Raw genomic sequence first — 26960 nt, forward strand, 5'->3', positions numbered from 1 at the left:
TTCCCCCGCATCGGTCGGCCTCTCCTCGACGCCATTCTGGCGCCGTCTCAGATATAAGGGAAAACATCCTCAAATGGCACGCAACAAGATAGCGCTCATCGGCTCCGGCATGATCGGCGGCACGCTCGCTCACCTGATCGGCCAGAAAGACCTCGGCGACGTGGTGCTTTTCGACATCGCCGAAGGCACGCCGCAAGGCAAGGCGCTGGACATCGCCCAATCGTCGCCCGTCGACGGGTTCGACAGCCGTCTGACCGGCGTCAACAACTATGCCGGCATCGAGGGCGCGGATGTGTGCATCGTTACCGCTGGCGTGCCGCGCAAGCCCGGCATGAGCCGCGACGATCTTCTGGGCATCAATTTGAAGGTCATGGAGCAGGTCGGTGCCGGCCTGAAGAAATACGCGCCCAAGGCGTTCGTCATCTGCATCACCAATCCGCTCGACGCCATGGTCTGGGCGCTGCAGAAGTTCTCTGGCCTGCCCAAGACCCATGTCGTCGGCATGGCCGGCGTGCTGGACTCGGCGCGCTTCCGCTATTTCCTCGCCGAGGAATTCAAGGTTTCGGTCGAAGACGTCACCGCCTTCGTGCTTGGCGGCCACGGCGATTCCATGGTCCCGATGATCCGCTATTCGACGGTTTCCGGCATTCCGCTGCCCGATTTGATCAAGATGGGCTGGACCTCGAAGGAAAAGCTCGACCAGATCGTGCAGCGCACCCGCGACGGCGGCGCCGAGATCGTCGGCCTGCTCAAGACGGGTTCGGCCTTCTACGCGCCGGCGGCGTCCGCCATCCAGATGGCCGAGAGCTACCTCAAGGACAAGAAGCGCGTGCTGCCCTGCGCCGCCCATCTCAACGGCCAGTACGGCTTGAAGGACACCTATGTCGGCGTGCCGGTGGTGATCGGCGCCGGCGGTGTCGAGCGGATCATCGAGATCGACCTCAACAAGGCCGAGCAGAAGATGTTCGAGTCTTCCGTCGCGACCGTGAAGGGCCTGACCGACGCATGCGTCGCGATCGCGCCGCAACTGGCCAAGAAATAACCCGGAGGCTTTGCCGATGAACATCCATGAATATCAGGGCAAGGCCCTTCTGAAGGGTTTTGGCGCACCGGTGGCCGAAGGCGTGCCGGTGTTCAAGGCGGACGAGGCGGAAGCGGCAGCGAAGCAACTGCCCGGCCCGCTCTATGTGGTGAAGAGCCAGATCCATGCCGGCGGCCGCGGCAAGGGCAAGTTCAAGGAACTTTCCGCCGATGCCAAGGGCGGCGTGCGGCTGTCGAAGTCGGTGGCCGAAGTCGTCGCCAACGCCAACGAGATGCTGGGCCATACTCTGGTGACCAAGCAGACCGGCCCGGCCGGCAAGCAGGTCAACCGCCTCTATATCGAAGACGGTGCCGACATCGACCGCGAGCTTTATCTGTCGATCCTGGTCGACCGCACCGTCGGCCGCGTTGCCTTCGTCGTTTCGACCGAGGGTGGCATGGACATCGAGGCGGTCGCGCATGACACGCCTGAAAAGATCATCACGGTGGCGATCGACCCGGAAGCCGGCGTAAGCGCCGACGATTTGAAGGCGCTGAATGCGGCGCTGAAGCTGACCGGCGAAGCGGCCACGGACGGCGAAAAGCTTTTCTCGATCCTCTACAAGGCCTTTGTCGAAAAGGACATGAGCCTGCTGGAGGTCAATCCGCTGATCGTCATGACCAACGGCCGCCTGCGCGTGCTCGACGCCAAGGTGTCGTTCGATAACAACGCGCTGTTTCGTCACCCCGACGTGCTCGAACTGCGCGACACCACGGAAGAGGATGCCAAGGAAATCGAGGCGTCGAAATACGACCTCGCCTATGTCGCCCTCGACGGCAATATCGGCTGCATGGTCAATGGCGCCGGCCTTGCTATGGCGACCATGGATATCATAAAGCTCTATGGCGCGGAGCCGGCTAACTTCCTCGATGTCGGCGGTGGCGCGACCAAGGAGAAGGTGACGGCTGCGTTCAAGATCATCACCGCCGATCCGGCCGTGAAGGGCATTCTCGTCAACATCTTCGGCGGCATCATGAAATGCGATGTCATTGCCGAGGGCGTGGTCGCGGCGGTCAAGGAAGTCGGCCTCACGGTCCCGCTGGTGGTGCGCCTCGAGGGTACCAACGTCGCCCTTGGCAAGAAGATCATCAACGAGAGCGGCCTCAACGTCATTTCGGCCGACGACCTCGACGACGCCGCCAAGAAGATCGTCTCGGCGGTGAAGGGAAACTGATCGCATGTCCATTCTCATCGACAAGAACACGAAAATCCTCGTCCAGGGCCTGACCGGCAAGACCGGTTCGTTCCATACCGAACAGGCGCTGGCCTATCACGGCACGCAGATGGTCGGCGGCATCCACCCCAAGAAGGGCGGCGAAACGTGGGACGGCAGCGCGCCGTTGCCGATCTTCGCCACCGTCGCCGAAGGCAAGGCCAAGACCGGCGCCAACGCGTCCGTCGTCTATGTGCCGCCGGCAGGGGCCGCAGCCGCCATCATCGAGGCGATCGAGGCCGAAATCCCGCTGATCGTCTGCATCACCGAGGGCATTCCAGTGATGGACATGATCAAGGTCAAGGCGCGGCTCGACCGTTCGACATCGCGGCTGATCGGCCCGAACTGCCCCGGCATCGTCACGCCCGACCAGTGCAAGATCGGCATCATGCCCGCCAACATCTTCAAGAAGGGCTCGGTCGGCGTTGTTTCCCGCTCCGGAACCCTTACCTATGAGGCGGTGTTCCAGACCACTAATGCCGGCCTTGGCCAGTCCACGGCTGTCGGCATCGGCGGCGATCCGGTGAAAGGTACCGAGTTCATCGACATGCTCGAGATGTTCCTCGCCGACGACGAGACCAAGTCGATCATCATGATCGGCGAGATCGGCGGTTCGGCGGAAGAAGACGCAGCGCAGTTCATCATCGACGAGGCCAAGCGCGGCCGCAGGAAGCCGATGGCCGGCTTCATCGCCGGGCGCACGGCGCCGGCCGGCCGCACCATGGGCCATGCGGGCGCCGTTATTTCCGGCGGCAAGGGCGGTGCGGAAGACAAGATCGCGGCGATGGAAGCCGCCGGCATCAAGGTTTCGCCGTCGCCGGCCCGGCTCGGCACGACACTGGTTGAAGCGATCAAGGCATAGTGAGCAGCGAAATAGGGAGTAGCGAGTAGCGAAAAATGCGGGGGCCGGCAAAATCCCTACTCGCCATTCGCTACTCTCTATTCGCTCCAACAAGGAGACGAGGCCCAAAGGCTTCGGGAGCGACATGTCGAGACAAGATCAGGCCAACGACCAATTTTCGCTGACCTCTTTTCTGTATGGCGGCAATGCCGACTACATCGAGGCGTTGCATGCCGCCTATGAGGACGACCCGGCATCGGTCGATCCCGAATGGCAGGCCTTCTTCGCCTCGCTGCAGGACGATGCCGGCGACGTTCGCAAGAATGCACGGGGCGCATCGTGGAAGCGCCCGTCCTGGCCGCTGCAGGCCAATGGCGAGCTTGTTTCGGCGCTCGACGGCAATTGGGGCCTGATCGAAAAGGTCATCGACAAGAAGATCAAGGACAAGGCGGTCGTCAACGGCAACACGCTTTCCGACGCCGACGTGCATCAGGCGACGCGCGATTCCGTGCATGCCATCATGATGATCCGCGCTTTCCGCATGCGCGGCCATTTGCATGCCCGCCTCGATCCGCTCGGCATCGCGGCTGAGCTTGAAGACTACAACGAGCTTTCGCCGCAGAATTACGGCTTCACCGAAGCCGATTTCGACCGGCCGATCTTTCTCGACAACGTGCTCGGGTTGGAGTTCGGCACCGTCCGGCAGATGCTGGAAATTCTTACCCGCACCTATTGCTCGACGCTCGGCGTCGAGTTCATGCACATTTCCGACCCCGAGGAGAAGGCCTGGATTCAGGAGCGCATCGAGGGTGCGAACAAGGAAATCACCTTCACGGCCGAAGGCAAGAAGGCAATCCTGCAAAAACTGGTCGAGGCGGAAGGTTTTGAGCAGTTCATCGACGTCAAGTACAAGGGCACCAAGCGCTTCGGCCTCGACGGCGGCGAATCACTGATCCCGGCGCTGGAGCAGATCGTCAAGCGCGGCGGCCAGCTCGGCATGAAGGAAATCGTGCTCGGCATGGCCCATCGCGGCCGCCTCAACGTGCTCTCCCAGGTGATGGCCAAGCCGCACCGCGCCATCTTCCACGAGTTCAAGGGCGGCTCGGCGGCTCCCGATGATGTCGAAGGCTCGGGCGACGTGAAGTACCATCTCGGCGCCTCGTCGGATCGTGAATTCGACGGCAACAAGGTGCATTTGTCGCTGACGGCCAACCCCTCGCATCTGGAAATCGTCGACCCGGTGGTGATGGGCAAGGCGCGCGCCAAGCAGGACCATCTGTTCGGCCGCACGCGCGAGGAGATCGTGCCGCAGGAGGAACGCGCCAAGGTGCTGCCGCTGCTGCTGCATGGCGACGCGGCGTTTGCCGGCCAGGGCGTCATCGCCGAGATACTGGGGCTGTCGGGCCTGCGCGGCCACCGCGTCGGCGGCACGCTGCATTTCATCATCAACAACCAGATCGGCTTCACCACCAATCCGCGTTTTTCGCGTTCGTCGCCCTATCCGTCCGACGTCGCCAAGATGATCGAAGCACCGATCTTCCACGTCAACGGCGACGATCCGGAAGCCGTGGTTCACGCCACCAAGGTAGCGATCGAATTCCGCATGAAGTTCTGCAAGCCGGTTGTGGTGGACATGTTCTGCTATCGCCGCTTCGGTCACAACGAAGGCGATGAGCCGGCGTTCACGCAGCCGATCATGTACCGCTCGATCCGCGCCCACAAGACGACCCTCCAGCTTTACGGCGAGCGGCTGATCGCGGAAGGACACGTCAACCAGGCCGAATTCGACAAGATGAAAGCCGACTGGCGCGCGCATCTGGAAGAGGAATGGGAGAACGGCCAGCACTACAAGCCCAACAAGGCCGACTGGCTGGACGGCGCGTGGTCGGGCCTGCGCACCGCCGACAATGAGGACGAGCAGCGGCGCGGCAAGACGGCGGTGCCGGTCAAGATTCTCAAGGAAATAGGCAAGAAGCTGACCGAAGTGCCGAAGGATTTCGAGGCGCACCGCACCATTGGCCGCTTCCTCGAACACCGCCGCCACGCCATCGAAACCGGCGAGGGCATCGACTGGTCGACCGGCGAGGCGCTGGCTTTCGGCGCGATCCTGCTCGACGGCAATCCGATCCGGCTTTCCGGCCAGGACTCGGAGCGTGGCACCTTCTCGCAGCGCCATTCCGTGCTGTACGACCAGCGCGACGAGAACCGCTATATCCCGCTCAACAACCTCTCGGCGGCGCAAGCCAACTATGAGGTCGTCAACTCCATGCTGTCGGAAGAAGCCGTGCTCGGCTTCGAATATGGCTACAGCCTGGCCGAGCCCAAGGCGTTGACGCTGTGGGAGGCGCAGTTCGGCGACTTTGCCAACGGCGCGCAGGTGGTGTTCGACCAGTTCATCTCGTCGGGCGAGCGCAAATGGCTTCGCATGTCGGGCCTGGTCTGCCTGCTGCCGCATGGCTATGAGGGGCAGGGACCGGAGCATTCGTCGGCCCGCCTGGAACGCTTCCTGCAACTCTGCGCGGAAGACAACATGCAGGTCGCCAATGTCACGACGCCGGCTAACTACTTCCATATCCTGCGCCGCCAGTTGAAGCGCGACTTTCGCAAACCGCTGATCCTGATGACGCCGAAGTCGCTGCTGCGCCACAAGCGGGCGGTTTCGACCATCGCCGAAATGTCCGGCGAAAGTTCGTTCCACCGCCTGTTGTGGGACGACGCGCAATATCTTGCCGACCAGCCGATCAAGCTGGTCAAGGATAGCAAGATCCGCCGCGTCGTGCTGTGTGCCGGCAAGGTCTATTACGACCTCTACGAGGAACGCGAGAAGCGCGGCGTCAACGACGTCTATCTGCTGCGCGTGGAACAGCTCTACCCGTTCCCGGCCAAGGCGCTGATCAACGAACTGTCGCGCTTCCGCAACGCGGAGATGGTGTGGTGCCAGGAAGAGCCCAAGAACATGGGTGCGTGGTCCTTCATCGATCCCTATCTGGAATGGGTGCTGGCGCATATCGACGCCAAGCATCAGCGCGTGCGCTATACAGGTCGCCCGGCTGCCGCCTCGCCGGCAACGGGCATGATGTCAAAACATCTGGCGCAACTGGCCGCGTTCCTCGAAGACGCGCTCGGTGGATAGCCCGGAAACGAACCGCAAGGACGGACAAGCATAATGGCCAATGAAATTCGCGTTCCTACGCTCGGCGAATCCGTTACCGAAGCGACCATCGGCAAGTGGTTCAAGAAGGTCGGCGACGCCATCGCCATGGACGAGCCGCTGGTCGAACTGGAAACCGACAAGGTGACCATCGAAGTTCCGGCCGCCGCCGCCGGCACGCTGGCGGAGATCGTCGTGCAGGAAGGTGAAACCGTCGAGGTCGGTGCGCTGCTCGGCACGATTTCGGCCGGTGCGGCCAAGGCGGCAGCGCCGAAGCAGGATGCGACTGTCGCGCAGGCTTCCGCACCTTCGGCGGCCTCGACCACCAAGGAAGCCGCCGCGCAGAGCGCCAAGGTCGCCGGCGAAAGCCAGATCGAAGAGCGCAAGATGCCGCCTGCTCCGGCGGCGGCGAAGATGCTGGCGGAAAAGAACCTTTCCGTCGATCAGGTTTCGGGCTCCGGCAAGCGCGGCCAGGTGCTCAAGGGCGACGTTCTCGACGCGGTGGCGCAGGGCGCGCCGTCGCAGCCGGCCGAAACGCCGAAGAGCGCTGCCACTCCCGCCCCGGTCACCGTCCGTGCGCCGTCGTCGCCTGACGATGCCTCTCGCGAGGAGCGCGTGCGCATGACCCGCCTGCGCCAGACCATCGCGCGCCGGCTCAAGGAAGCGCAGTCGGCTGCGGCCATGCTGACCACCTTCAACGAGGTGGACATGAAGGCGGTGATGGAGCTGCGTACCAAGTACAAGGACGTGTTCGAGAAGAAGCATGGCGTGAAGCTCGGCTTCATGGGCTTCTTCACCAAGGCGGTCACGCATGCGCTGAAGGAAATCCCCTCCGTCAACGCCGAGATCGACGGCACCGACATCGTCTACAAGAACTTTGCCCATGTCGGCGTCGCCGTCGGAACGGACCGGGGTCTTGTGGTGCCGGTGGTGCGCGATGCCGACGCCATGTCGATTGCCGAGATCGAGAAGGAAATCGGCCGGCTTGGGCTGGCGGCGCGGGACGGTAAGTTGTCGGTCGCCGACATGCAGGGCGGCACCTTCACCATCTCCAATGGCGGCGTCTACGGTTCGCTGATGTCGACGCCGATCCTGAACGCGCCGCAGTCCGGTATTCTGGGCATGCACAAGATTCAGGAGCGGCCGGTGGTGGTCGGCGGCCAGATCGTCATCCGTCCGATGATGTATCTGGCGCTCAGCTACGATCACCGCATCGTCGACGGCAAGGAAGCGGTGACGTTCCTCGTCCGGGTCAAGGAAAGCCTGGAGGACCCGGAACGGCTGGTGCTAGACCTTTAGGCTGGTGATGCGCGGGGTTCTCGCCGCGGTCCCGGCCGTCGTCCTGGGTTGCGCCGGCGCTCAAGCCGCCTGCCCGATGGAACTGGCCGTCTACGGCGACAAGGATCAGGCCGCCGAGATCGATTTTTCGCCCGCCAAGGGGCTGGCGGTGGTCACCAACGCATTCAGGATGGTGCTCGAGCGCGACGTGGTTCTGGACGGCATAGTCATGTGGAGCGGCGGCGACGTTCGCCGGCCCTATGGGTCGCTCATGTACCAGTGTCCAGATGGCGACGTTACGGGCGACGAATTGACGGCCTGCACGGTCTGGGAAGGCGTGATCTACACGTCCGACGACAAGGGGAATATCGGTTTGCTGCCGGCGGAAGGCGAAGCGCCCGCGACACTGATCTTTCCCGATCTCGGCCCCTCGGTGGGCGGGTCGCCGGTCGATGGCGCCAACGGTCTTTCCAGATTGCCGGGGGACGTCTTTGCCTTGAAGGGCTGCCAGGAATGAGCGGCGGGTCTGGCACAGCGCGGTTCCTTCCACACTCTCGGAAAACGGGGCACACGCGGCCCGTATGAAACAGGGAAATTGAAAAATGGCTTATGATGTCGTGGTGATCGGTTCGGGACCGGGCGGCTATGTATGCGCGATCAAGGCGGCGCAGCTTGGCCTGAAGGTGGCCGTGGTGGAAAAGCGCGAGACGTTTGGCGGCACCTGCCTCAATATCGGCTGCATCCCTTCCAAGGCCCTGCTGCACGCATCGGAAATGTTTGCCGAGGCCACGCACTCCTTCGATGCGCTGGGCGTCGAAATTTCCACGCCGAAGATGAACCTGAAGAAACTGATGGCGCACAAGGACACGACCGTGTCGGCCAATGTCAACGGCGTCGCCTTCCTGTTCAAGAAGAACAAGATCGACAGTTTTCGTGGCACCGGCAAGGTGCTGGCCGCCGGCAAGGTTTCGGTGACCGGCGAAGACGGCAAGACCGAGGAAATCGAGGCGAAGAACATCGTCATCGCCACCGGTTCCGAAGTGGCGGGCATTCCGGGCGTCAAGGTCGACATCGACGAGAAGGTGATCGTGTCGTCCACTGGCGCGCTGGCGCTGGACAAGGTGCCGGGCCATCTGGTGGTGGTCGGCGGCGGCGTCATCGGGCTGGAACTCGGCTCGGTCTGGGCGCGCCTGGGTGCAAAGGTCACGGTGGTCGAATTCCTCGACACCATTTTGGGCGGCATGGACGGCGAGGTCTCAAAACAGTTCCAGCGCCTGCTTTCCAAGCAGGGTTTTGAATTCAAGCTGGGCGCCAAAGTGACGGCGGTTGCCAAGGCGAAGAAGGGCGCGACGGTGACCTTCGAGCCGGTCAAGGGCGGCGAGCCTCAGACCATCGAGGCCGACACGGTGCTGATTTCCACCGGCCGCCGCGCCTATGCCGACAATCTCGGGCTGAAGGAAGCCGGCGTCGAGGTCGATGAGCGCGGCCGCGTCAAGACGGATGCGCATCTCCAGACCAATGTTCCCGGCATCTATGCCATCGGCGATGTCATCGCCGGGCCGATGCTGGCGCACAAGGCCGAGGATGAGGGCGTCGCGGTTGCCGAGATCATTGCCGGGCAGGCCGGCCATGTGAACTACGACGTCATTCCGAGCGTCGTCTATACCAGCCCGGAAATAGCCTCCGTCGGCAAAACCGAGGAAGAACTGAAGAAGGCCGGCGTGGACTACAAGGTCGGCAAGTTCCCCTTTACCGCCAATGGCCGCGCGCGCGCTATGCTGCACACGGACGGCTTCGTCAAAATCCTGGCCGACAAGACAAGCGACCGCGTTCTCGGCGTCCATATCGTCGGCTTCGGTGCTGGCGAGATGATCCACGAGGCGGCGGTCCTGATGGAATTCGGCGGCTCGTCAGAAGACCTCGCCCGTACCTGCCATGCGCACCCGACCATGTCGGAAGCGATCAAGGAAGCGGCGCTGGCGACCTTCTTCAAGCCGATCCATATTTGATCTGGAGATCGGTGATCCAAAGCAAAACGGCCCGCCAATGGCGGGCCGTTCGCGTTTATGCCGGATGTAAGGTTAGTTGGCCGGAGCCGGGGCCGGAGCGGGCTCGGCCGGAGCCGGCGTTGCAGGCTCGGCAGGCTCGGGAGCCGGCGTCGCTGGCGCGGTTTCAGCAGGCGCTTCCGGTGTCATCGGCGTCGTCTCGGAAGGAGCCGGCGCGGGAACTGGCTCGGTTGTGGAAGGCTCCGTCGTAGAAGGTTCCGTCGTTGAGGGAGCCGGGGCACTCTCGGTTGCGGCCGGCGCGTCGGCCGGGGGCACTTCCGTCGCTGTGCGCCCGAAAATGTAATAGGCCACGATGGCCAGAATGACGACGATCAGGGCAATGAGCCACCCACTGCCGCCGGAACGCGCGGCAACGCGATTTTCGATCACCGGGTCCGCTGTTCGGGGGGGGATCGGATTAAGCGGATCGTTGCGCAATGGATCTAGTGGATCTGGGTTGTTAGGCGGGTTCGCCATTACGGTGTCCTCCGTGAAATGATTTGCATCGGTCAATCAACATGCATCAACGCACGACGAGCGATTGAGTTTCATTCGCGACGGAAATAGACGAACGCGCCGTGGCGGAGGCGCTCTGCGAGAGATTATTCGACGGCCGTGACCGTGTAGCCGGCCTTGCGGAAATCCTCGACAAGCCCCTGCGCGCCTGGCAGGTGCAGCGCGCCAACCGCCATGAAGGCGTTGCCCTTGGCCAGGATGGGCGCGGCGTGCTCGGCCATCACCTTGTTGCGGCCGGTCACCATGGCCTCCTCAAACGCGGCATAGCCGGCCTGATCGTCGCCCTCCTCGGGCAGCAGGGCGCGAAACAGCGGCCAGATCATGCCGATCTCGCCGCGCTGGTAGAGCGCGATCATGGTTTCGTTTATGTCGTCCATCTTGTCGCCGAGCTTCAACGTATCGACCAGCCCCTTCATGTGAAAGGCGATCGGCAGCGAGGCCATGGCCCGAAGCTGGTCGGCGACCGTTTCCAGCCCCTCGACGCTCTTGCCAGCGGCCTTGGCTTCTTCGGCCAGCTTGATGTCGAGCACGGGCGCACCGCCTGCCTTTCGCGCCATCTCACAAGCCGGCAGCGCCACCATTGCCGACAGCATCCACGGCTTCATCTTGGCGACGCTCAAGGGCGGAATGCCGCGCGCGTCGAGTTCCCTGTTCATGGTGGCGGCATCCGCCGGCGACAGCAGCGACGTCAGCGTCGTGTTGTCGGTGAACATCATCAGGTCCGGCTCTTTCAGCATCGCCGCCATCAGCTTCGTCTGGTCGAGCACTTCGGTCGTCTCGATGATGACGGTGTCGGCGGCGTCAAAGGCCTTTTGCGCGGCGGCAGGCAGGGTGACAACGCGCGGGTCGGTCATGTGCATGGTGCCGAACAGGAAAGACGGCTTTTCGCCGGGCTTTTCCAGCTTCCACAACAGCCCCTTGCCGTTCGGGGTCGCCGCCGCTTCGCTTTCCACCTTTTTATAGGCGGCCGGATCGGTTTTCTGCAGGTCTGCCGTCAGGTCGATGCCGGTGCAGACCGGGGTGTCGGCGTGCGCCTTGCCTGTGGCGAGCAGCAGGAAGACCAGAAAGGAAAGAAAGAACAGCGCATTGAGCACGGCCAGCAGTTTCAAGGCGGGCAGCGCTGCGCGGTCGGCAAGGGCGATGGCTTTCTTCATGCGTTTTTCCTAGGCGCAAAAAGCGGCGAAACCGTTAACCGGAGCGGCAAAATTGGAGGGGATCACGCCCTTGGATGCGCGGCCTCGTAGATTTCCAGCAAGCGGGCGGTGTCGACACCGGTATAGACCTGCGTTGTCGACAGGCTGGCATGGCCGAGCAATTCCTGGATGGTCCTGAGGTCGCCGCCGCGCCCGAGCAGATGCGTGGCGAAGGAGTGGCGCAGCGCATGCGGCGTGGCGGTGTCCGGCAGGTTCAGCGCCGAGCGCAGCTTTGCCATGTCACGCTGGACGATGGCCGGGTTGAGCGGCCCGCCGCGCGCGCCGCGAAACAGCAGACCCTTCGGGTCGAGATGATAGGGGCAAAGTCGGCGGTATTCGGCGACGGAGCGCAAGGCTACCGGCAGCACCGGCACCAGCCGCGTCTTGCCGCCCTTGCCCGTCACGCGCAACACGGTATCGCTGGCCGACAAAAGCTCGCCGGCCGACAGGCCGAGCGCTTCGGAAATGCGCAGGCCCGAGCCGTAGAGCAGCGTCAGCACGGCGGCGTTGCGCGCGGCGATCCACGGCTCTTCCGCCAGTTGCCCTTCGATCGACACGACATGCCTGGCATCGCTGGCGGTCAGGGGTTTTGGCAGCGACTTGGGCTGGCGTGGTGCGCGCAGCGCCGCCGCACCCGCCGCGTTGACAAGGCCGCGCCGCTCCATGAAGCGCAGCAGCGAGCGGATGCCGGCCAGACCGCGCCCCAGCGTACGCGCACCGGCACCGCCGGCGCGACGCTGGGCCAAGAAACCGCGAAGATCGGCCGGACGCAGATCGGCGATATCGGAGACGCCCGGTGGCCCACCACAGTGGCCGGTCAGGAATTGCAAAAACTGGCGTGTGTCGCGCTCATAGGCCTTGACGGTTTCCGGCGACAGCCGGCGCTCGCCCGCAAGCATTTTCAGCCAGCTTTCGCGTGCCGCCTGCAGGTCGGGTTTGGCCGTGATGAGGAATTTTTCTTCCATGACCTTTTTCACGCCCCTGGACACTCATCCTGCAGCCATCAAGTTAGGAAGCGATGAACGGCACGCAATTGAAAACCGCTTGCTCTGCGTTTAGGAGACAGGGCTAAACAGGAACGCTCCACCCATGCCAGCTCCAAAGAACCCCATCCAGATGGCCGTGATCGGCGCCGCGCACGGCATCAAAGGCGAAGTGCGGGTGAAGACATTTACCGGCGACCCGCTGGCGCTGGCCGACTACGGGCCGCTTTATGCCAAGGACGGCAGGGCGTTCGAGGTGATCGACATCCGCCCGGCCAATACCGTGGTCGTGGTCCGCTTCAAAGGCTTAAAAGACCGCAATGCGGCCGAAGCGCTTGCCGGCACCGAATTGTTCGTGGATCGCTCGGTACTGCCCGACGATGGCGGCGACGACGAATTCTACCATGCCGATCTGGTCGGGCTGGCCGTGAAGGACGAGACGGGCGAAGTGCTCGGCAAGGTGGACGCCGTGCATAATTTCGGTGCCGGCGATATTCTCGAAGTGACGCTCAGTGGCCGCAGGGGCGTGCTGATCCCGTTCAGCCAGGCGGCGGTGCCCGAAGTGTCCATTTCCGGCGGGTTCGTCCACGTCGATCCGGCCGCTGCCGGGCTGATCGGCGGCGAGGACGATGAAAATCCCGAAGCTGCCGGAGGCGACCGGTGAGCTTCTCCGCCACGGTGCTGACGCTCTATCCGGAAATGTTTCCGGGTGCGCTCGGTCTGTCGCTGGCGGGGCGTGCGCTGGAGGCCGATACCTGGGGGCTGGAGACCATCCAGATCCGCGATTTCGCCACGGATCGCCACCGTACCGTCGACGACACGCCGGCGGGCGGCGGTGCCGGCATGGTGATGCGCGCCGACGTTCTGGCCAAGGCCATCGACCACGCGTCGCCGCAAGGCGATCCGCGCCCCCGCCTGCTGATGAGCCCGCGTGGAAAACCGCTGACGCAGGCACGCGTGCGCGAACTGGCTTCGGGGCCGGGCGTGGTGATCGTCTGCGGGCGGTTCGAGGGCGTCGACCAGCGCGTCATCGACGCGCGCGGCCTGGAGGAAGTGTCGGTCGGCGATTTCATTCTCTCGGGCGGCGAGCCGGCAGCCCTTGTGCTGCTTGACGCGGTGGTACGGCTTTTGCCCGGCGTCATGGGCAATGAGCGCTCCGGCGAGGAAGAGAGTTTTGAAAACGGCCTGCTCGAACACCCGCATTACACGCGGCCGCAGGAGTTCGAAGGGCTCGTCATCCCCGAGGTGCTGACTTCCGGCAATCACGCCAAGATCGCGGCTTGGCGGCAGGCGGAATCAGAAAGGCTGACGCGGGAGCGCCGGCCGGATTTGCTGGCCGTCACTCAGGGTTTGACGAAGTAGTAGAGCGCGAGAAGCAGGCCGACCGCGATGACGAAGATGCGCACCGCGCCTTGCGGCACGCGCTTGGCAATCCATACGCCGGAATAGCCGCCCAGAGCACCGCCGGGGATCATCACGATCGCTTCCGGCCAGGCCACCACGCCGCCGGCGACGAACACGACGATGGCCAGCGAAGCGATGACCATGGCCAGCATGTTCTTCAGCGCGTTGATGCGGTGGTAGTCGCCGCTTTCGGTGAGGCCGAGCGTGGCCAGCATCATCACGCCCATGCCGGCGCCGAAGAACCCGCCATAAATGGCGGTGAAGAATTGCGCGATGGAGCCGGCCAGCGACCCCACCTTTGGCTCACCGGCGGCTTTGGGCGCGGGTTTCAACCAGGGGCCGGCGGCAAACAGCGCCGTTGCCGCCAGAAGCAGCCACGGCACCAGCGCCTTGAAGGATGCGCTGTCCAGCGCCAGCAGGATGAGCGAACCGACCAGCGCGCCAGCGGCCGAGATGGCGCACAGGAGAAGCGCGCCGCGCCAGAAAAGCTTGATGTCGCTCCAATAGGCGAGCGTCGAGGTGATGTAGCCGGGAAACTGCGTCACCGAGGACGTGGCGTTGGCCAGGATAGGCGGCGTTCCCAGAAGCGACATGGCGCCGAAGGTGATGAAGGTGCCGCCGCCGGCCATCGCGTTGACGACGCCAGACAGATAGCCTGCAAGGAAAAGAATGATGACATCGACAATGGACATTGAAGGCTAACCGCCGTGGGTGGAGAGGAGGCCGCGCCGATCCGACGCCTTACTTCATGGGGCAATCGTCGATATAGACGGGTTGCGCTAGGCTCAATGGCGAAAAAGTCTCGGGCCAAGACGTGACAAAGTCGCAAAATGCCTGTATGTGCCCGCTCGAACCGGTAGTATCTGCCGGATTTGCAAAAATAACCCGTCAACATTGACGGTGTAGTCGCCCCTGCCGGACGTTCTCGAACGGATGGCATAGCCGAGCGGTCCCTGTCCGATTTCCGGGGGAACTGCAAGGCGAGTGCAGGGCGCTCTGACTGTCGGAAGAACAAGAAGTGGATTTTTCAGATGGATATTCTCCGTCAGATCGAGGCCGAACAGGTCGCCAAAATCGAAGCCAAGCGCGTCCTGCCGGAATTCCAGCCCGGCGATACCGTTCGCGTCAACGTTCGTGTCACGGAAGGCACCCGCACCCGCGTCCAGGCCTATGAAGGCGTTGTCATCGCCCGTGCCGGCGCCGGCTTCCAGGAAAGCTTTACCGTCCGCAAGATTTCCTATGGCGAAGGCGTCGAGCGCGTGTTCCCCGTCTATTCGCCGATGATCGAGGGCGTCGAGATCGTGCGCCGCGGCAAGGTTCGCCGCGCCAAGCTCTATTATCTGCGCGACCGTCGCGGCAAGTCGGCCCGTATTACGGAAAACACTGGTGTTCGCGCCCGTAAGCTGAACGATGCCGAGCGCGCGGCGCTGCATGCCGAGAAGGCCCGCATCGAGGCAGAAAAGATCGCCGCCGCTCAGGCGCTCGCCGCCGAGAAGGCCGCACAGGAAGCCGCCGAGAAGAAGGCCGCCGACGAGGCTGCAAAGGCTGCCGAAGCAACTGCCGCCGCCGAGCCGGCCGCGGAGTAGGCTTCGCCAGACGATTGACGAAAGGCGGCCTCGGCCGCCTTTTTCATTTGTGCGCTTGGCGTTCGGCGCAAAGCGGTGGCTTGAAAGGTGCCGGTGAAACGCTAAACTCGACGGCGTTTCGTGATCGCAGAGCATTGTGCCGCGCAGATTTCCGGGGACCCTCATGACCAAGTCGAAACTGCTGCTGGCAAGCCTGTTCGCCCTGCTTCTCGCGCCCATCGCCGCGCTTCTCATGCCCATGGCCGCCTTGGCACAAACGCTGCCTGACCTCGCCGGCAAGACGGTCGTGGTGGTCACGGAAAACGCCTACCCGCCCCTCCAGTTCGTCGACCCCAAGACCGGCAAGCAGATCGGCTGGGAATATGACGCGATGGACGAGATCGCCAAGCGGCTAAATTTCAAGGTGGAGTACCAGAACGCCTCGTGGGATGCGATGATCCAGGCGGTTTCCGACAAGCAGTATGATATCGGCATGACCGGCATCACCATCAACGACGAGCGCAAGGCCAAGGTCGATTTCTCCGACCCCTATATGCGCAACGAGCAGTTCATGCTGGTGCGGGGTGACGAGAGCCGCTTCACCGATGCGGCCAGCTTCGGCGCGTTCAAGGATGGTCTGGTCGGCGCGCAGGCCGGCACCGCGCCCTTCTATACGGCCGTCTACAGCGTGCTCGACGGCAACGAACAGAACCCGCGCATAAAACTGTTCGAGACGTTCGGCGCTTCGGTGCAGGCGCTGAAGAGCGGCGACGTCGATGTGGTGCTGACCGACGGCACCGCGGGCAAAGGCTATGCGGACGCCTCGAATGGCGGCCTGAAGCTGATCGGCGGCCCGCTCGGCACCGAGGATTTCGGTTTTATTTTCCCGAAAGGTTCCGATCTTGTCGCGCCGATCAACGCCGCACTCGCCACGTTGAATACCGACGGCACGCTCGAGGCGCTGAACAAGAAATGGTTTCTTGATTACAAGATGGGCCAGTGAAGTCGCAAGCGCGGCTGAATAATCTTAGATGACCGCGCTCGGTCGAACCTGAATGCCGCCGCCCCGCGAAAAACCCGACTTCCCATGGTGGCTGGCTGTTGCCGCAACCGTCGCCATCGCTGCGGCGATCTTCATCGCGGCGAGCGATCTTTATGCTCAGGTGTTTTCGACCGTTGCCAAGGGCATCGGCATTACCGTCTTTGTCACCGCCGTGGGCTTCACTCTCGCTTCCGCCATCGGGCTCGGCGTAGCGTTGATGGCGCTGTCTGGTTCGCGCTTGCTGCGTCAGGTCGCCCGCTTCTATGTCGAGATCATTCGCGGCGTGCCGATCCTGGTGCTGTTGTTCTGGATCGCCTTCGCCGGGGCGCCTGGTTTTGTGGCGCTATGGAACTGGCTCACAGTGCCCCTGCAGGACGCCGGGCTTTTCGGCGAATTGCGGGTGCGCGATATTTCGCTCTTGTGGCGCGCCATCATGGCGCTAACCATCGGCTATTCGGCCTTTATCGCGGAAGTTTTTCGCGCCGGAATCCAGTCGGTGGACCCCGGCCAGATCGAGGCGGCCAAGGCGCTCGGCCTGTCGCGCTATCGCCGTTTTCGGCTGATTGTCCTGCCGCAGGCGATCCGCACCATCCTGCCGCCGCTCGGCAATGATTTCGTCGCCATGGTCAAGGACAGTTCGCTGGTTTCGGTGCTTGGCGTCGCCGACATCACCCAGATGGGCAAAATCTATGCGGCCGGCTCGTTCCGTTTCTTCGAGACCTATTCGATCGTCGCCTATATCTATCTGGTGCTGACGGTCGGCCTGTCACTCGCGCTCAGGGCGCTGGAGAAACGGATGCGCAAGGGCCATGCGACATGAGCGAGGGACGGGAATCGGAGGGGCTGGCGCAGGTCTATGCGGCAGAAACGCCGCAGGAACTGGCGCAAGCCTATGCCGCGTGGTCGGCCGAATACGACCGCGAGACGGCCGCGTCGGGCTATTGCCTGCCGTTCCTGATCGCGGCGTGGGTGGCGCGCTACGTGGCAAAGGACGCCGGGCCGCTGCTCGACGCCGGCTGCGGTACGGGGCTTTCCGGACCGGCGTTGAAAGCTCTCGGCTATGAAGACATTACCGGCCTCGACATGTCCCCGGAAATGCTGGGCATCGCCGGCTCGCGGCAGGCTTATCGGGCGCTTGCGCAGGCAGCACTGGGCGGACCGCTGCCATGGGCCGATGGCCATTTCGCCGCGTTCTTCTCGACCGGCGTGTTCACGCAAGGCCATGCCCCGGCCTCCAGCCTTGAAGAACTGGTGCGGATCACGCGTCCCGGCGGCATGGCCATCTTCACCGTGCGCGACGTGGTGCTGGATGCCGGCGGCTTTTTCGCGACGTTCAAGGCGCTCGAAGACGCCGGGCGCTGGCGAATGCTGGAAGAAAGCCCCGCCTTCCGTGCCTTCGCCATCGACGAGGCCGATGTGCTGGTCAAAGCCTTCGTCTTCGAGGTGGTGTGACGATCAGGTGAGGGAACCCAAGCGAGCGCAAGCCGTTGGGCGAGAACGCAACGGCGGAGGGATTTTTGGAACAGCTCATCGCGGAATTCGGTCACGCGACCTATACGTCCTTTCCGGTGTTGGCGGCGCGGCTGCTGCTGGCGACTGTCTTCGGCGCGGTCATCGGCTTCGAGCGCGAATGGCGCAACCGGCCGGCGGGGCTGCGCACCCACATCCTCATCTGTCTGGCGGCGGCGACCTTCGGCATCCTCACCATCGAGATCGTCCATGCGCCGATGTTTGCGGCCGAAGCCATCAAGGTGGATCCGATTCGCGTCGTCGAGGCCGTCACCGCCGGCGTCGCCTTCCTCGCCGCCGGGTCGATCATGTTTTCGCGCGGCCAAGTGCAGGGACTGACGACTGGCGCCGGCATGTGGCTGGCGGGCGCCATCGGGCTCGGCTGCGGGCTCGGCTTCTGGCAGATCGCCGCCTTCGGCACGCTTTTGGTGCTGGTCGTCGTCGGCCTCCTGCATTCGATCGAGACCCGTTTCGACATCAGCGAGGACAAGAAGGAGGACGAGCCTTCGCCGCCCGCCCGCCGCGCCAAGGACAAGCCCGGGCCCTGACCCTCGACGCAATTGCCGACTCGGCAAAAGATTGATATGAGGGGGCCGATGGAAGAGCTTTTTGGCGATCCGGCCTATAAGGGCTTCGTGCTGCAGGACCACAAGCGCCTGCCGTCGCGATTTTTCGCCCGAGTTTCGGGTTCGCTGACCAGCCGACTTCGCTGAGCCGCTTTCACAGCCGCTTCCGGCATGCGCCGGCCTTTTTCCTTTCTGATATCGACGGATTTACGCATATGAGCGCACCGCGCACCCTCTACGACAAGATTTTCGACGACCATCTGGTCGACCAGCAGGCCGATGGCACCTGCCTGCTCTATATCGACCGGCACCTCGTCCATGAAGTGACCAGCCCGCAGGCTTTCGAGGGCCTGCGCATGACGGGGCGTCAGGTTCGCCACCCTGAAAAGACGCTGGCCGTGGTCGATCACAACGTGCCGACGTCGGCCGACCGCAAGCTCGGCATCAACCGCAACGAGGAAAGCCGCATCCAGATCGCGGCGCTGGCGAAGAATGCCAAGGATTTCGGCGTCGAGTATTATTCCGAAACGGACATCCGGCAGGGCATCGTCCACATCATTGGGCCGGAGCAGGGCTTTACGCTGCCGGGCATGACCATCGTCTGTGGCGACAGCCACACTTCCACGCATGGCGCGTTCGGCGCGCTGGCGCACGGCATCGGCACGTCCGAGGTCGAGCATGTGCTCGCCACCCAGACGCTGATCCAGCGCAAGGCCAAGAACATGCTGGTGCGCGTCGACGGGCAGTTGCCGGAAGGCGTCACCGCCAAGGACATCATCCTGGCCATCATCGGCGAGATCGGCACCGCCGGCGGCACCGGCTATGTCATCGAATATGCCGGCGAGGCGATCCGCGCGCTTTCCATGGAAGGCCGCATGACCATCTGCAACATGTCGATCGAAGGCGGCGCGCGCGCCGGCCTGATCGCGCCGGACGAAACCACCTTCGCTTACGTGAAGGACAAGCCCCGCGCCCCGAAAGGCGAAAACTGGGACAAGGCGCTCGAATACTGGAAGACGCTGACGACCGACGAGGGCGCGCATTACGACAAGGTGATCGTGCTCGACGCGGCCAAGCTGCCGCCCATCGTCACCTGGGGCTCGTCGCCGGAAGACGTCGTCTCGGTGCAGGGCGTGGTGCCGAACCCCGAGGAGATCGATGACGAGAACAAGCGCAACTCAAAGATTCGCGCCCTCGACTATATGGGCCTCGTTGCCGGAACAAAAATAACCGACATCGCGCTCGACCGCGTCTTCATCGGCTCCTGCACCAATGGCCGCATCGAAGATTTGCGGGCGGTCGCCAAGGTGGTCGAAGGCAAGACCGTGGCCTCGACCGTCGACGCGATGATTGTGCCGGGCTCCGGCCTGGTCAAGGAACAGGCGGAAGCCGAAGGCCTCGACAAGATCTTCATCGCCGCCGGCTTCGACTGGCGCGAGCCGGGCTGCTCCATGTGCCTGGCCATGAACGACGACCGGTTGAAGCCGCATGAGCGCTGCGCCTCGACCTCGAACCGCAATTTCGAAGGCCGGCAGGGTTTCAAGGGCCGCACCCATCTGGTGTCGCCGGCCATGGCGGCGGCGGCGGCGATCGCCGGCCATTTCGTCGACATTCGCGACTGGAAATAAGCCCGGTCACCCGCTTTGCATGGAAAACCCCGAGGCCACCCGCCTCGGGTTTTTTTGTTGCTAATCCGGGCGGCGGATCATTTCGTAGGAAGCTTCGCGCAGGCCCGGCTGATCCTTGGCAACCACCAGAGCCAGGGCGTTTTCGTCGAACAGCTTGAACCAGTCGTCCCATTCGACCAGTTCGTAGCCGCCGGCATTGGTCGGGCGTTCGGGCCGGTCGTTATCGGCATAGGCCTGCTGGCCGAAAACGATCCGCAGCATGGGCTGCGTTCCCGATTCCGGCGAAACATCCACGACTACCGGCGCCCCGGCGCGGGCTGCAGCCCAGTCCCGGATGGTTTCGTGGTCGGTCAGGGTAACGGTCTCAGTCATGCTGCAACCTCTCGTGCTTTGACTCCCTCCCGAAACGCCTGCTTTGCCGCCAGGTTCCCAACTTGCTTTTGCCGTCGCCGTGCCAATCGCGCTTAACGCGTTGTTTGCGCTTACCGGATAGGTTCGCTCCAACGGCAACAGCGGAATAAATCTGTCTTGGGGAACGGCCTTTCCATAGCGCTGCTCAATCCGGCGATCGCGCTCGTGCTGGCTGCGGCATTTTTCGCGCTATGGCTCTATCAGCGCAACTCCCCTCATCTGCTGATGCTGGCGGCTGGCTTCATCAGCTCGGGCATGGGGTTCGGGCTGCAATATTTTACCGTGCCCTTCGCCGGGTTCGCGCTAACCAAGCTGGCGTCCAGTGTGAGTTTCACCCTCGCCGTCGCCGGTCTCGCCACCGCGATCCTTTATCGCTATGGCAAACGCGTCCCTTACGCCGCAATCGGCATCCTGTCGGTCGGCGGCGTCGCCACCTTCGCATGGTTCCTGTTTATCGAGCCGAGCATCACCTACCGCATTTATGCCTTGAATTTTGCTTTCGGCGGCATCTGCCTGTTGATGGCTGCCGAGTTGCGTAGGGTTCGTCGCGACGGACCAATCCAGATGGCCCTGCTCATCCTCACGCTGCTTGCCGCCAGCAACTTTCTTCTGCGGACACTGGTGGCGGTGAAGTTGCACGGCGCCTTCGTCTCCTATGACGGGTTTTATACCTCGGCCTACTGGACGACGACACAATTGGCACACGCGACGTTTTCCCTGCTGATCGCGCTTACCCTGCTCACGGCGGCCGCGCTGGACATGATGGGCATACTGAAGATGGAATCGCATACCGATCCGCTGTCGAAGCTGCTAAACCGGCGCGGCTTCGAAGAGCGCGCGGCGCAATTGCTGGACCGCTGCGCAAATGCCAAGCTGCCGGCGGCCCTGGTGCTGGCCGATCTCGATCACTTCAAGGCGGTAAACGATGTGCATGGCCATGCGGCCGGCGACCGCGTCATCATGGACTTCGCCGACAAGCTGCGGACGGCGGCGGGATCGCGCGGGGTCGCGGGGCGAATAGGCGGCGAGGAATTCGCCGTGCTGCTGCCGTTGACCGATCTGGGCGCGGCGCGGCTGTTCGCGGAAGCTGTCCGCACGCTGTTTTCGACGGATCGGGTGGAAGGCTTGAGAGGCATCCGGCTGACGGCCAGCTTCGGCGTTGCCGCGCGCAGCGACGAGGAAGGGCTGGCGCCGATGCTTCGCCGCGCCGACGAAGCGCTCTATCAAGCCAAGCAAAGCGGGCGCGACAGCGTACGCCTGTCCTATCAGCGCCCGGCCATGGCCTTCTTCACGTCCAAGCCGCAGGCGCCGCCTGACGACGGGACAGGCATGGCTCCCCATGGATAAACCTCGCCGTTAACGTCTTTTTCGTTCGTCGATGGTTTGCTTCGGGGCCAAGCGGGAAACTCCATGGGCGGGGCAATCTTCATTCTAGCGATCAACATGGCTGTCGCCGGCCTGCTGGCGGCGGCTTTCATGACGATTGCCGTCTACGACGTGCGCCGCATCTCGGCGCGCTGGATGGCCGTCGGCTATCTGCTTGGCGTGGCCTACTTCATCATCGAATTCAGCATTCCCTCCTTCTCGAATGCCATTCCCGTGGTCGTCGTGGCCTTCGCCGTCTTGCTTGCCGGCATCCTGGCGTTCAATGTCGCCATCGCCCACAAATACGACGTTGCCCCACCCTGGCGGCTGATGGTCGGCTTCCTGGTGGCCGCCGCCATTGTCGTGTCGCTGGTGCAGGATCTGCCGCGCCAGTCATTGCTGCGCATGATGGCCTACCAAATGCCCTACGCGCTCATGACGCTCATGGCGATCGGCATCGTGCGGTCCTCGCCGCTCAAACGGCAGCGACTGGACTACGCCCTGATGGCGCTTTTAGGGGCAACCGCCGCCCAGTTCGCGGCAAAACCGTTCATCGCGCAGGCGCTTGGAGGCTGGGGCGCGAACCCCCAGACTTACGTCCAGAGCAGTTATGCGGCCGTGTCCCAGGCTCTCGGAGCCGTTTTCCTCGTCGCCATAGCGCTGCTCATCATGGTCATGATCGTGCGCGACGTGCTCGCGGACGCCACGGCGAAGTCCGAAACCGATGCACTTTCGGGCCTGATGAACCGGCGCGGCTTCGAATATCATGCGCAGGACGCGCTTCGCGACGCCTTGTGCCACGGTGCGCCGGTGTCGCTGGTCATTGCCGATCTCGACCATTTCAAAAGCGTCAACGACAGCTTCGGCCACGCTTGCGGCGACCGCGTCATCAAGGCGTTCGCTGCCTTTCTGCGTGAGGCGACAAGCTATAACCACATCGCAGGGCGTATCGGCGGCGAGGAATTCGCGGTCCTGCTGCCCGGCACCAACCTCGCCACAGCGAGATTGCTGGCCGAGGGAACGCGTACCGCCTTCAGCGCCTTGCCGATCGAAGGGCTTCCGGGGGACCACCGCTGTACGGCAAGCTTCGGTGTCGCCGAACTCCGTTCCGGCGAAGATTTCAACGAACTGATTCGGCGTGCCGATCAGGCGCTTTACGAAGCGAAAAAAGGCGGCCGCGACCGCGTCCATGTATCGGCCACGGTCCAGGATCGTGCGGCGGCCAGCCAGGCCACCTCCCGGTTCACCGGCAGGGACTGAGGTCCGGCATCTCTCCGTCGGACAGGCCGTACATATAGCTGCGGCCTTTCACGAAAACCGGTGGCCGGTAGCAATCCAGCCCGCCGGTTTCGTCGGCGTAGACGACTTTCGGCTGGCCGGCGCTGGTGTAGGCGGCCAGTTCCTTGGCCAGCCTGCCCTCGCCGACGAGGATGCGCTTGTAGCCGGCGGCGCTGTCGATGACGAGATTGCCGAAGGAATCGGCATAGACCCGGTCGTGGTGGCGCGACCCCGCAAAAGTCGGAACCGTGTAGGCTGCCGCCAGCGCGGCGAGCGCAAGAACCGCAAGGCGCGGCTTGCCGATCGTGAAACGCGCATTATCCGAACGCATAGGCGTCTCCTTGTTAAAGCGCCGTGCCCCGGTTGGGCACGCAAGGGGCGCTCCTGCAGCGGGAGTCCCCGATTCGGAGAAATTAACCTTTTATTAACCTTTGTTAAGAGATTAACCGCGTTCTCAAATTGCCTTGTGCAAATATGGTTAATGACGCAAGATTTGCGTTTGAGGCAGGCTTTCAGTTCCATTTCGGCACCGCTTCGCCACCGGGAACGGCAAACGGATAATCTGGACGGGGAAAACGGCATGGCAGAGCGCGGCGCTTTTCGGCTATGGCTTGCCTTGCTTCCACTGCCTCTGGCCCTGTCTCTGGCCACCGCATGCGTGCCGCAACCGGCAGCGTCACCGATGACGGGCAGCCTTGCCAAGGCCTCTCTTTCCGGAGAAATCGCCTCGCCGTCCAACACGGCCACCTATACATGCGCCGATGGCGGCATGATGCGCATCCAGAATCTGGGGACGTCGCTGCGCCTGCTGGGGCCGGATGGCATCGACGAGGAACTGCCGGCCTCGCCGGCCAACCAGACCAGCCGCTACGGCCAAGCGCATGACGCCATCCTTATCGACGGCCAGGAGGCCTTGATCATGAAGGCCGGCCAGAGGCCGTTGACCTGCACGCATTGATTCGTGCAGGTTTTGGGGATTCGCGCCGTTTCGAGGATTCGTGCCGTTTCGGGTTGGCGCCCGCTTTATGCCGCAGTGCAGCGATTTCGGCTCGCCGCTCAATCGATTGAAGCCTCGCGGGGCAGGGATCTTCGCCCAATTCCGGCGCTGAAAAGGCTTTCCGGCTTTGACGCGGTGCAAAAAGAGTTTTAGAAACCTGCCTATCCGAAGTCGCATACGGAAGCGGCAACGCCGCTTTCCGATTGAGACCCCAAGGATACTGTATTGGGGGAGCCATGAGCCAATCACCAGCCACCCGCGCGCAGGCCAAGCCGCGTCCGCTTTCGCCGCATCTGTCAATCTATCGGCCGCCGATCACCATGACGATGTCGATCGTGCACCGCATCACCGGTATCGCGCTCTATGTCGGCACGCTGCTGGTCGCCTGGTGGCTGATCGCCGCTGCCGGGCCGCAGTCCTATTTCGATTTCGTCAACGGCATTTTCGGCTCCTGGTTCGGACGGCTTGTGCTGTTCGGCTACACCTGGGCGCTGATGCACCATCTGGCGGGCGGCATCCGCCATTTCATCTGGGATACCGGTGCCGGTCTTGAGAAACACACGGCTTCGAAAATCGCCTGGGCGACGCTGGTTGCGTCCGTCGTGCTGACGGTGGCGATCTGGATCGTCGGCTACTACGCAGGGAGGGCCTGATCATGAGCGGCAACAACACCGACATGCGCACCCCGCTGGCCAAGGTGCGGGGCCTCGGCTCGGCGCGTGAAGGCACCGGCCTTTTCTGGCGGCAGCGGCTGACAGCGGTAGCGCTTGTTCCGCTGACCCTGTTCTTCGTCGGCTTCCTGATCTGCATGAACGGCGCCAGCTATGACGAGGTACGCTCGGCGCTCAATCATCCGCTGGTGGCGCTGGTTTTCGCCGTCATGCTCGTTGCCGGCCTGATCCATATGCGGCTCGGCATGCAGGTCATCATCGAGGATTACATCCATGGCGAGGGCGGCAAGCTCTCCCTGTTCATCCTCAACACTTTCTTCACCATAGCGGTTGGCGTCGTCTCGATCTTCGCCCTCGCCAAGCTGTCATTCGGAGGCTGAGTCTTGGCCAAGGACGCAAAGAACGCGGGCGGTGCTTCCGCCTATACCTATGTCGATCACCAGTTCGACGTCGTCGTCGTCGGTGCCGGTGGAGCGGGGCTTCGCGCCACGCTCGGTATGGCCGAACAGGGACTGAAGACCGCCTGCATCACCAAGGTGTTCCCGACGCGCTCGCATACGGTGGCGGCACAGGGCGGCATCGCCGCCTCGCTGTCCAACATGGGCCCCGACAACTGGCAATGGCATATGTACGACACCGTCAAGGGGTCGGACTGGCTGGGCGACATGGACGCGATGGAATATCTGGTGCGCCAGGCTCCCGCCGCCGTCTATGAGCTGGAACATTACGGCGTTCCCTTCTCGCGCACGGAAGAAGGAAAAATCTACCAGCGGCCGTTCGGCGGCCACATGATGAACTTTGGCGACGGTCCGCCCGTGCAGCGCACTTGTGCTGCCGCCGACCGCACCGGCCACGCCATCCTGCACACGCTTTACGGCCAGTCGCTGAAGCACAAGGCGCAGTTCTTCATCGAGTATTTCGCGCTCGACCTGATCATGGAAGACGACGGCACCTGCACCGGCGTCGTCGCCTGGAATCTCGACGACGGCACCATCCACCGCTTTTCGGCAAAAATGGTGGTGCTGGCGACGGGCGGCTATGGCCGCGCCTTCTTCTCCGCCACCTCGGCGCATACCTGCACCGGCGACGGCGGCGGCATGGCCGCACGGGCGGGTCTCCCGCTTCAAGACATGGAATTCGTCCAGTTCCACCCGACCGGCATCTATGGCGCGGGCTGTCTGATCACCGAGGGCGCGCGCGGCGAAGGCGGCTACCTTGTCAACTCCGAGGGCGAGCGCTTCATGGAGCGCTATGCGCCGTCCGCCAAGGATCTGGCCTCGCGCGACGTGGTTTCGCGCTGCATGACGCTGGAAATCCGCGAAGGACGCGGCGTCGGCAAGAACAAGGACCACATCTTCCTGCATCTCGACCATCTCGACCCGGCCGTGCTGCATGAGCGGCTGCCCGGCATTTCGGAATCGGCACGTATTTTCGCCGGCGTCGACCTGACCAAGGAGCCGATCCCGGTGCTGCCGACGGTCCACTACAATATGGGCGGCGTGCCGACCAATTACTGGGGCCAGGTGCTGAACCCGACCAAGGCGGAGCCCGACCGCGTGTCGCCCGGCCTGATGGCGGTGGGCGAAGCCGGCTGCGCCTCGGTGCACGGCGCCAACCGCCTCGGTTCCAACTCGCTGATCGACCTTGTCGTGTTCGGCCGCGCCGCCGCGATCAAGGCCGGTGAGGTGATCGACCGTGCGGCCCCGATCCCGTCGCTCAATATGGCGGCGGTCGACAAGATCATGGACCGCTTCGACACATTGCGCCACGCCAACGGCACCACGCCGACCGCCGTCATCCGCGAGCGGATGCAGCGCGCCATGCAGGAGGACGCTGCCGTCTTCCGTACGCAGGAGTCTCTGGAAAACGGCTGCAAGCGGATTTCACAAATCTGGGGCGAGTTGAAGGACATCAAGGTCTATGACCGCTCGATGATCTGGAACTCCGACCTTGTCGAGACGCTGGAACTGGAAAACCTGATGGCCAACGCCATCACCACCGTCTATGGCGCGGAAGCCCGCAAGGAAAGCCGTGGCGCGCATGCGCGCGAGGACTTCGCCGACCGCGACGACGCCAACTGGCGCAAGCACACGCTGGCGTACCTCAGCGACGACGGCAAGGTTTCGCTCAGCTACCGGCCGGTTCACACCGAGCCGTTGCTGAAGGAAGAAGACGGCGGCATCAGCCTCGCCCGGATCGCGCCAAAAGCGCGGGTGTATTGAG

General features: G+C 63.3%; 27 protein-coding genes. 21 read left to right on the forward strand and 6 right to left on the reverse strand.

Annotated features, from left to right (window positions below):
• The first annotated feature begins 73 nt into the window (after window positions 1–73).
• The 7 genes from mdh (at window position 74) to lpdA (ending at window position 9573) form a co-directional block, all read left to right on the forward strand.
• Window positions 74–1042, forward strand: a complete 969-nt coding sequence (gene mdh / locus ACX3P0_RS20675; protein WP_459078837.1) for a malate dehydrogenase — start codon at window positions 74–76, stop codon at window positions 1040–1042.
• A 16-nt stretch (window positions 1043–1058) separates the two neighbouring features.
• Entirely contained in the window at window positions 1059–2255 is a 1197-nt protein-coding gene (gene sucC, locus ACX3P0_RS20680; RefSeq protein ID WP_459091455.1) for an ADP-forming succinate--CoA ligase subunit beta, read from the forward strand.
• A gap of 4 nt (window positions 2256–2259) precedes the next feature.
• Window positions 2260–3156: a succinate--CoA ligase subunit alpha gene (gene sucD / locus ACX3P0_RS20685; protein ID WP_459091457.1), complete on the forward strand. Its 897-nt coding sequence runs from the start codon at window positions 2260–2262 to the stop codon at window positions 3154–3156.
• A 124-nt stretch (window positions 3157–3280) separates the two neighbouring features.
• Entirely contained in the window at window positions 3281–6268 is a 2988-nt protein-coding gene (locus ACX3P0_RS20690) for a 2-oxoglutarate dehydrogenase E1 component (protein ID WP_459091459.1), read from the forward strand.
• A 33-nt stretch (window positions 6269–6301) separates the two neighbouring features.
• Entirely contained in the window at window positions 6302–7585 is a 1284-nt protein-coding gene (gene odhB, locus ACX3P0_RS20695) for a 2-oxoglutarate dehydrogenase complex dihydrolipoyllysine-residue succinyltransferase (protein ID WP_459091461.1), read from the forward strand.
• Window positions 7586–7592: 7 nt separating this feature from the next.
• The gene (locus ACX3P0_RS20700) at window positions 7593–8081 is read left to right on the forward strand and encodes a hypothetical protein (RefSeq protein WP_459091463.1); all 489 of its coding nucleotides are present in this window, start codon (window positions 7593–7595) and stop codon (window positions 8079–8081) included.
• A gap of 85 nt (window positions 8082–8166) precedes the next feature.
• Window positions 8167–9573, forward strand: coding sequence for a dihydrolipoyl dehydrogenase (gene lpdA / locus ACX3P0_RS20705; protein ID WP_459091465.1), 1407 nt, complete (start codon window positions 8167–8169; stop codon window positions 9571–9573).
• Window positions 9574–9645: 72 nt separating this feature from the next.
• On the opposite strand, the gene ACX3P0_RS20710 is transcribed toward lpdA, so the two are convergent.
• The 3 genes from ACX3P0_RS20710 to ACX3P0_RS20720 all read right to left on the reverse strand — a co-directional run bounded on the left by ACX3P0_RS20710 (window position 9646) and on the right by ACX3P0_RS20720 (window position 12283).
• Window positions 9646–10086: a hypothetical protein gene (locus ACX3P0_RS20710; protein ID WP_459091467.1), complete on the reverse strand. Its 441-nt coding sequence runs from the start codon at window positions 10084–10086 to the stop codon at window positions 9646–9648.
• A 125-nt stretch (window positions 10087–10211) separates the two neighbouring features.
• Window positions 10212–11279 carry a TraB/GumN family protein gene (locus tag ACX3P0_RS20715; protein ID WP_459091469.1) on the reverse strand — a complete coding sequence of 356 codons (1068 nt, stop codon included), beginning with the start codon at window positions 11277–11279 and terminating at the stop codon, window positions 10212–10214.
• A 62-nt stretch (window positions 11280–11341) separates the two neighbouring features.
• Window positions 11342–12283 carry a tyrosine recombinase XerC gene (locus ACX3P0_RS20720; protein WP_459091470.1) on the reverse strand — a complete coding sequence of 314 codons (942 nt, stop codon included), beginning with the start codon at window positions 12281–12283 and terminating at the stop codon, window positions 11342–11344.
• 124 nt (window positions 12284–12407) lie between these two features.
• On the opposite strand from ACX3P0_RS20720, the gene rimM reads away from it, so the two are divergent.
• Complete coding sequence (rimM, locus tag ACX3P0_RS20725) at window positions 12408–12965, forward strand: ribosome maturation factor RimM (RefSeq protein ID WP_459091471.1); 558 nt, start codon at window positions 12408–12410, stop codon at window positions 12963–12965.
• On the forward strand, window positions 12962–13663 hold the full coding sequence (trmD, locus tag ACX3P0_RS20730) for a tRNA (guanosine(37)-N1)-methyltransferase TrmD (RefSeq protein WP_459091472.1): 702 nt from the start codon (window positions 12962–12964) through the stop codon (window positions 13661–13663). The genes rimM and trmD overlap by 4 nt, the downstream gene beginning before the upstream one ends.
• On the opposite strand, the gene ACX3P0_RS20735 is transcribed toward trmD, so the two are convergent.
• A complete protein-coding gene (locus ACX3P0_RS20735) occupies window positions 13645–14397 on the reverse strand; it encodes a sulfite exporter TauE/SafE family protein (protein ID WP_459091473.1) in 753 nt (250 codons plus the stop codon). The two genes, trmD and ACX3P0_RS20735, sit on opposite strands and share 19 nt — an antisense overlap.
• A gap of 339 nt (window positions 14398–14736) precedes the next feature.
• Here ACX3P0_RS20735 and rplS point away from each other — a divergent pair, with 339 nt between their 5' ends.
• From rplS to leuC, 6 genes are all read left to right on the forward strand, one after another.
• Window positions 14737–15291, forward strand: coding sequence for a 50S ribosomal protein L19 (rplS, locus tag ACX3P0_RS20740; protein WP_459091474.1), 555 nt, complete (start codon window positions 14737–14739; stop codon window positions 15289–15291).
• A gap of 163 nt (window positions 15292–15454) precedes the next feature.
• Complete coding sequence (locus ACX3P0_RS20745) at window positions 15455–16273, forward strand: transporter substrate-binding domain-containing protein (protein ID WP_459091475.1); 819 nt, start codon at window positions 15455–15457, stop codon at window positions 16271–16273.
• A 52-nt stretch (window positions 16274–16325) separates the two neighbouring features.
• Window positions 16326–17132: an amino acid ABC transporter permease gene (locus tag ACX3P0_RS20750; protein WP_459091476.1), complete on the forward strand. Its 807-nt coding sequence runs from the start codon at window positions 16326–16328 to the stop codon at window positions 17130–17132.
• A complete protein-coding gene (locus tag ACX3P0_RS20755; RefSeq protein ID WP_459091477.1) occupies window positions 17129–17764 on the forward strand; it encodes a class I SAM-dependent DNA methyltransferase in 636 nt (211 codons plus the stop codon). The genes ACX3P0_RS20750 and ACX3P0_RS20755 overlap by 4 nt, the downstream gene beginning before the upstream one ends.
• Before the next feature lie 65 nt (window positions 17765–17829).
• On the forward strand, window positions 17830–18369 hold the full coding sequence (locus ACX3P0_RS20760) for an MgtC/SapB family protein (RefSeq protein ID WP_459091479.1): 540 nt from the start codon (window positions 17830–17832) through the stop codon (window positions 18367–18369).
• Window positions 18370–18602: 233 nt separating this feature from the next.
• Window positions 18603–20015 carry a 3-isopropylmalate dehydratase large subunit gene (gene leuC / locus ACX3P0_RS20765; protein WP_459091481.1) on the forward strand — a complete coding sequence of 471 codons (1413 nt, stop codon included), beginning with the start codon at window positions 18603–18605 and terminating at the stop codon, window positions 20013–20015.
• Between the two features lie 60 nt (window positions 20016–20075).
• Here leuC and ACX3P0_RS20770 read toward each other — a convergent pair whose 3' ends face one another.
• Entirely contained in the window at window positions 20076–20387 is a 312-nt protein-coding gene (locus tag ACX3P0_RS20770; RefSeq protein ID WP_459091483.1) for a hypothetical protein, read from the reverse strand.
• A 156-nt stretch (window positions 20388–20543) separates the two neighbouring features.
• On the opposite strand from ACX3P0_RS20770, the gene ACX3P0_RS20775 reads away from it, so the two are divergent.
• Both ACX3P0_RS20775 and ACX3P0_RS20780 read left to right on the forward strand, forming a co-directional pair.
• Window positions 20544–21773: a GGDEF domain-containing protein gene (locus ACX3P0_RS20775; RefSeq protein WP_459091485.1), complete on the forward strand. Its 1230-nt coding sequence runs from the start codon at window positions 20544–20546 to the stop codon at window positions 21771–21773.
• A 63-nt stretch (window positions 21774–21836) separates the two neighbouring features.
• Complete coding sequence (locus ACX3P0_RS20780) at window positions 21837–23051, forward strand: GGDEF domain-containing protein (RefSeq protein ID WP_459091487.1); 1215 nt, start codon at window positions 21837–21839, stop codon at window positions 23049–23051.
• Here ACX3P0_RS20780 and ACX3P0_RS20785 read toward each other — a convergent pair.
• A complete protein-coding gene (locus ACX3P0_RS20785) occupies window positions 23035–23400 on the reverse strand; it encodes a hypothetical protein (RefSeq protein ID WP_459091489.1) in 366 nt (121 codons plus the stop codon). The two genes, ACX3P0_RS20780 and ACX3P0_RS20785, sit on opposite strands and share 17 nt — an antisense overlap.
• A gap of 249 nt (window positions 23401–23649) precedes the next feature.
• On the opposite strand from ACX3P0_RS20785, the gene ACX3P0_RS20790 reads away from it, so the two are divergent.
• From ACX3P0_RS20790 to sdhA, 4 genes are all read left to right on the forward strand, one after another.
• Complete coding sequence (locus tag ACX3P0_RS20790) at window positions 23650–24027, forward strand: hypothetical protein (protein ID WP_459078859.1); 378 nt, start codon at window positions 23650–23652, stop codon at window positions 24025–24027.
• Window positions 24028–24302: 275 nt separating this feature from the next.
• Window positions 24303–24719, forward strand: coding sequence for a succinate dehydrogenase, cytochrome b556 subunit (gene sdhC / locus ACX3P0_RS20795; RefSeq protein WP_459091491.1), 417 nt, complete (start codon window positions 24303–24305; stop codon window positions 24717–24719).
• A 2-nt stretch (window positions 24720–24721) separates the two neighbouring features.
• Window positions 24722–25117: a succinate dehydrogenase, hydrophobic membrane anchor protein gene (sdhD, locus tag ACX3P0_RS20800; protein WP_459078861.1), complete on the forward strand. Its 396-nt coding sequence runs from the start codon at window positions 24722–24724 to the stop codon at window positions 25115–25117.
• Window positions 25118–25120: 3 nt separating this feature from the next.
• Window positions 25121–26959: a succinate dehydrogenase flavoprotein subunit gene (gene sdhA, locus ACX3P0_RS20805; protein WP_459091493.1), complete on the forward strand. Its 1839-nt coding sequence runs from the start codon at window positions 25121–25123 to the stop codon at window positions 26957–26959.
• Window position 26960: the final 1 nt, after the last annotated feature.

Source organism: Mesorhizobium sp. A556, assembly GCF_054489545.1.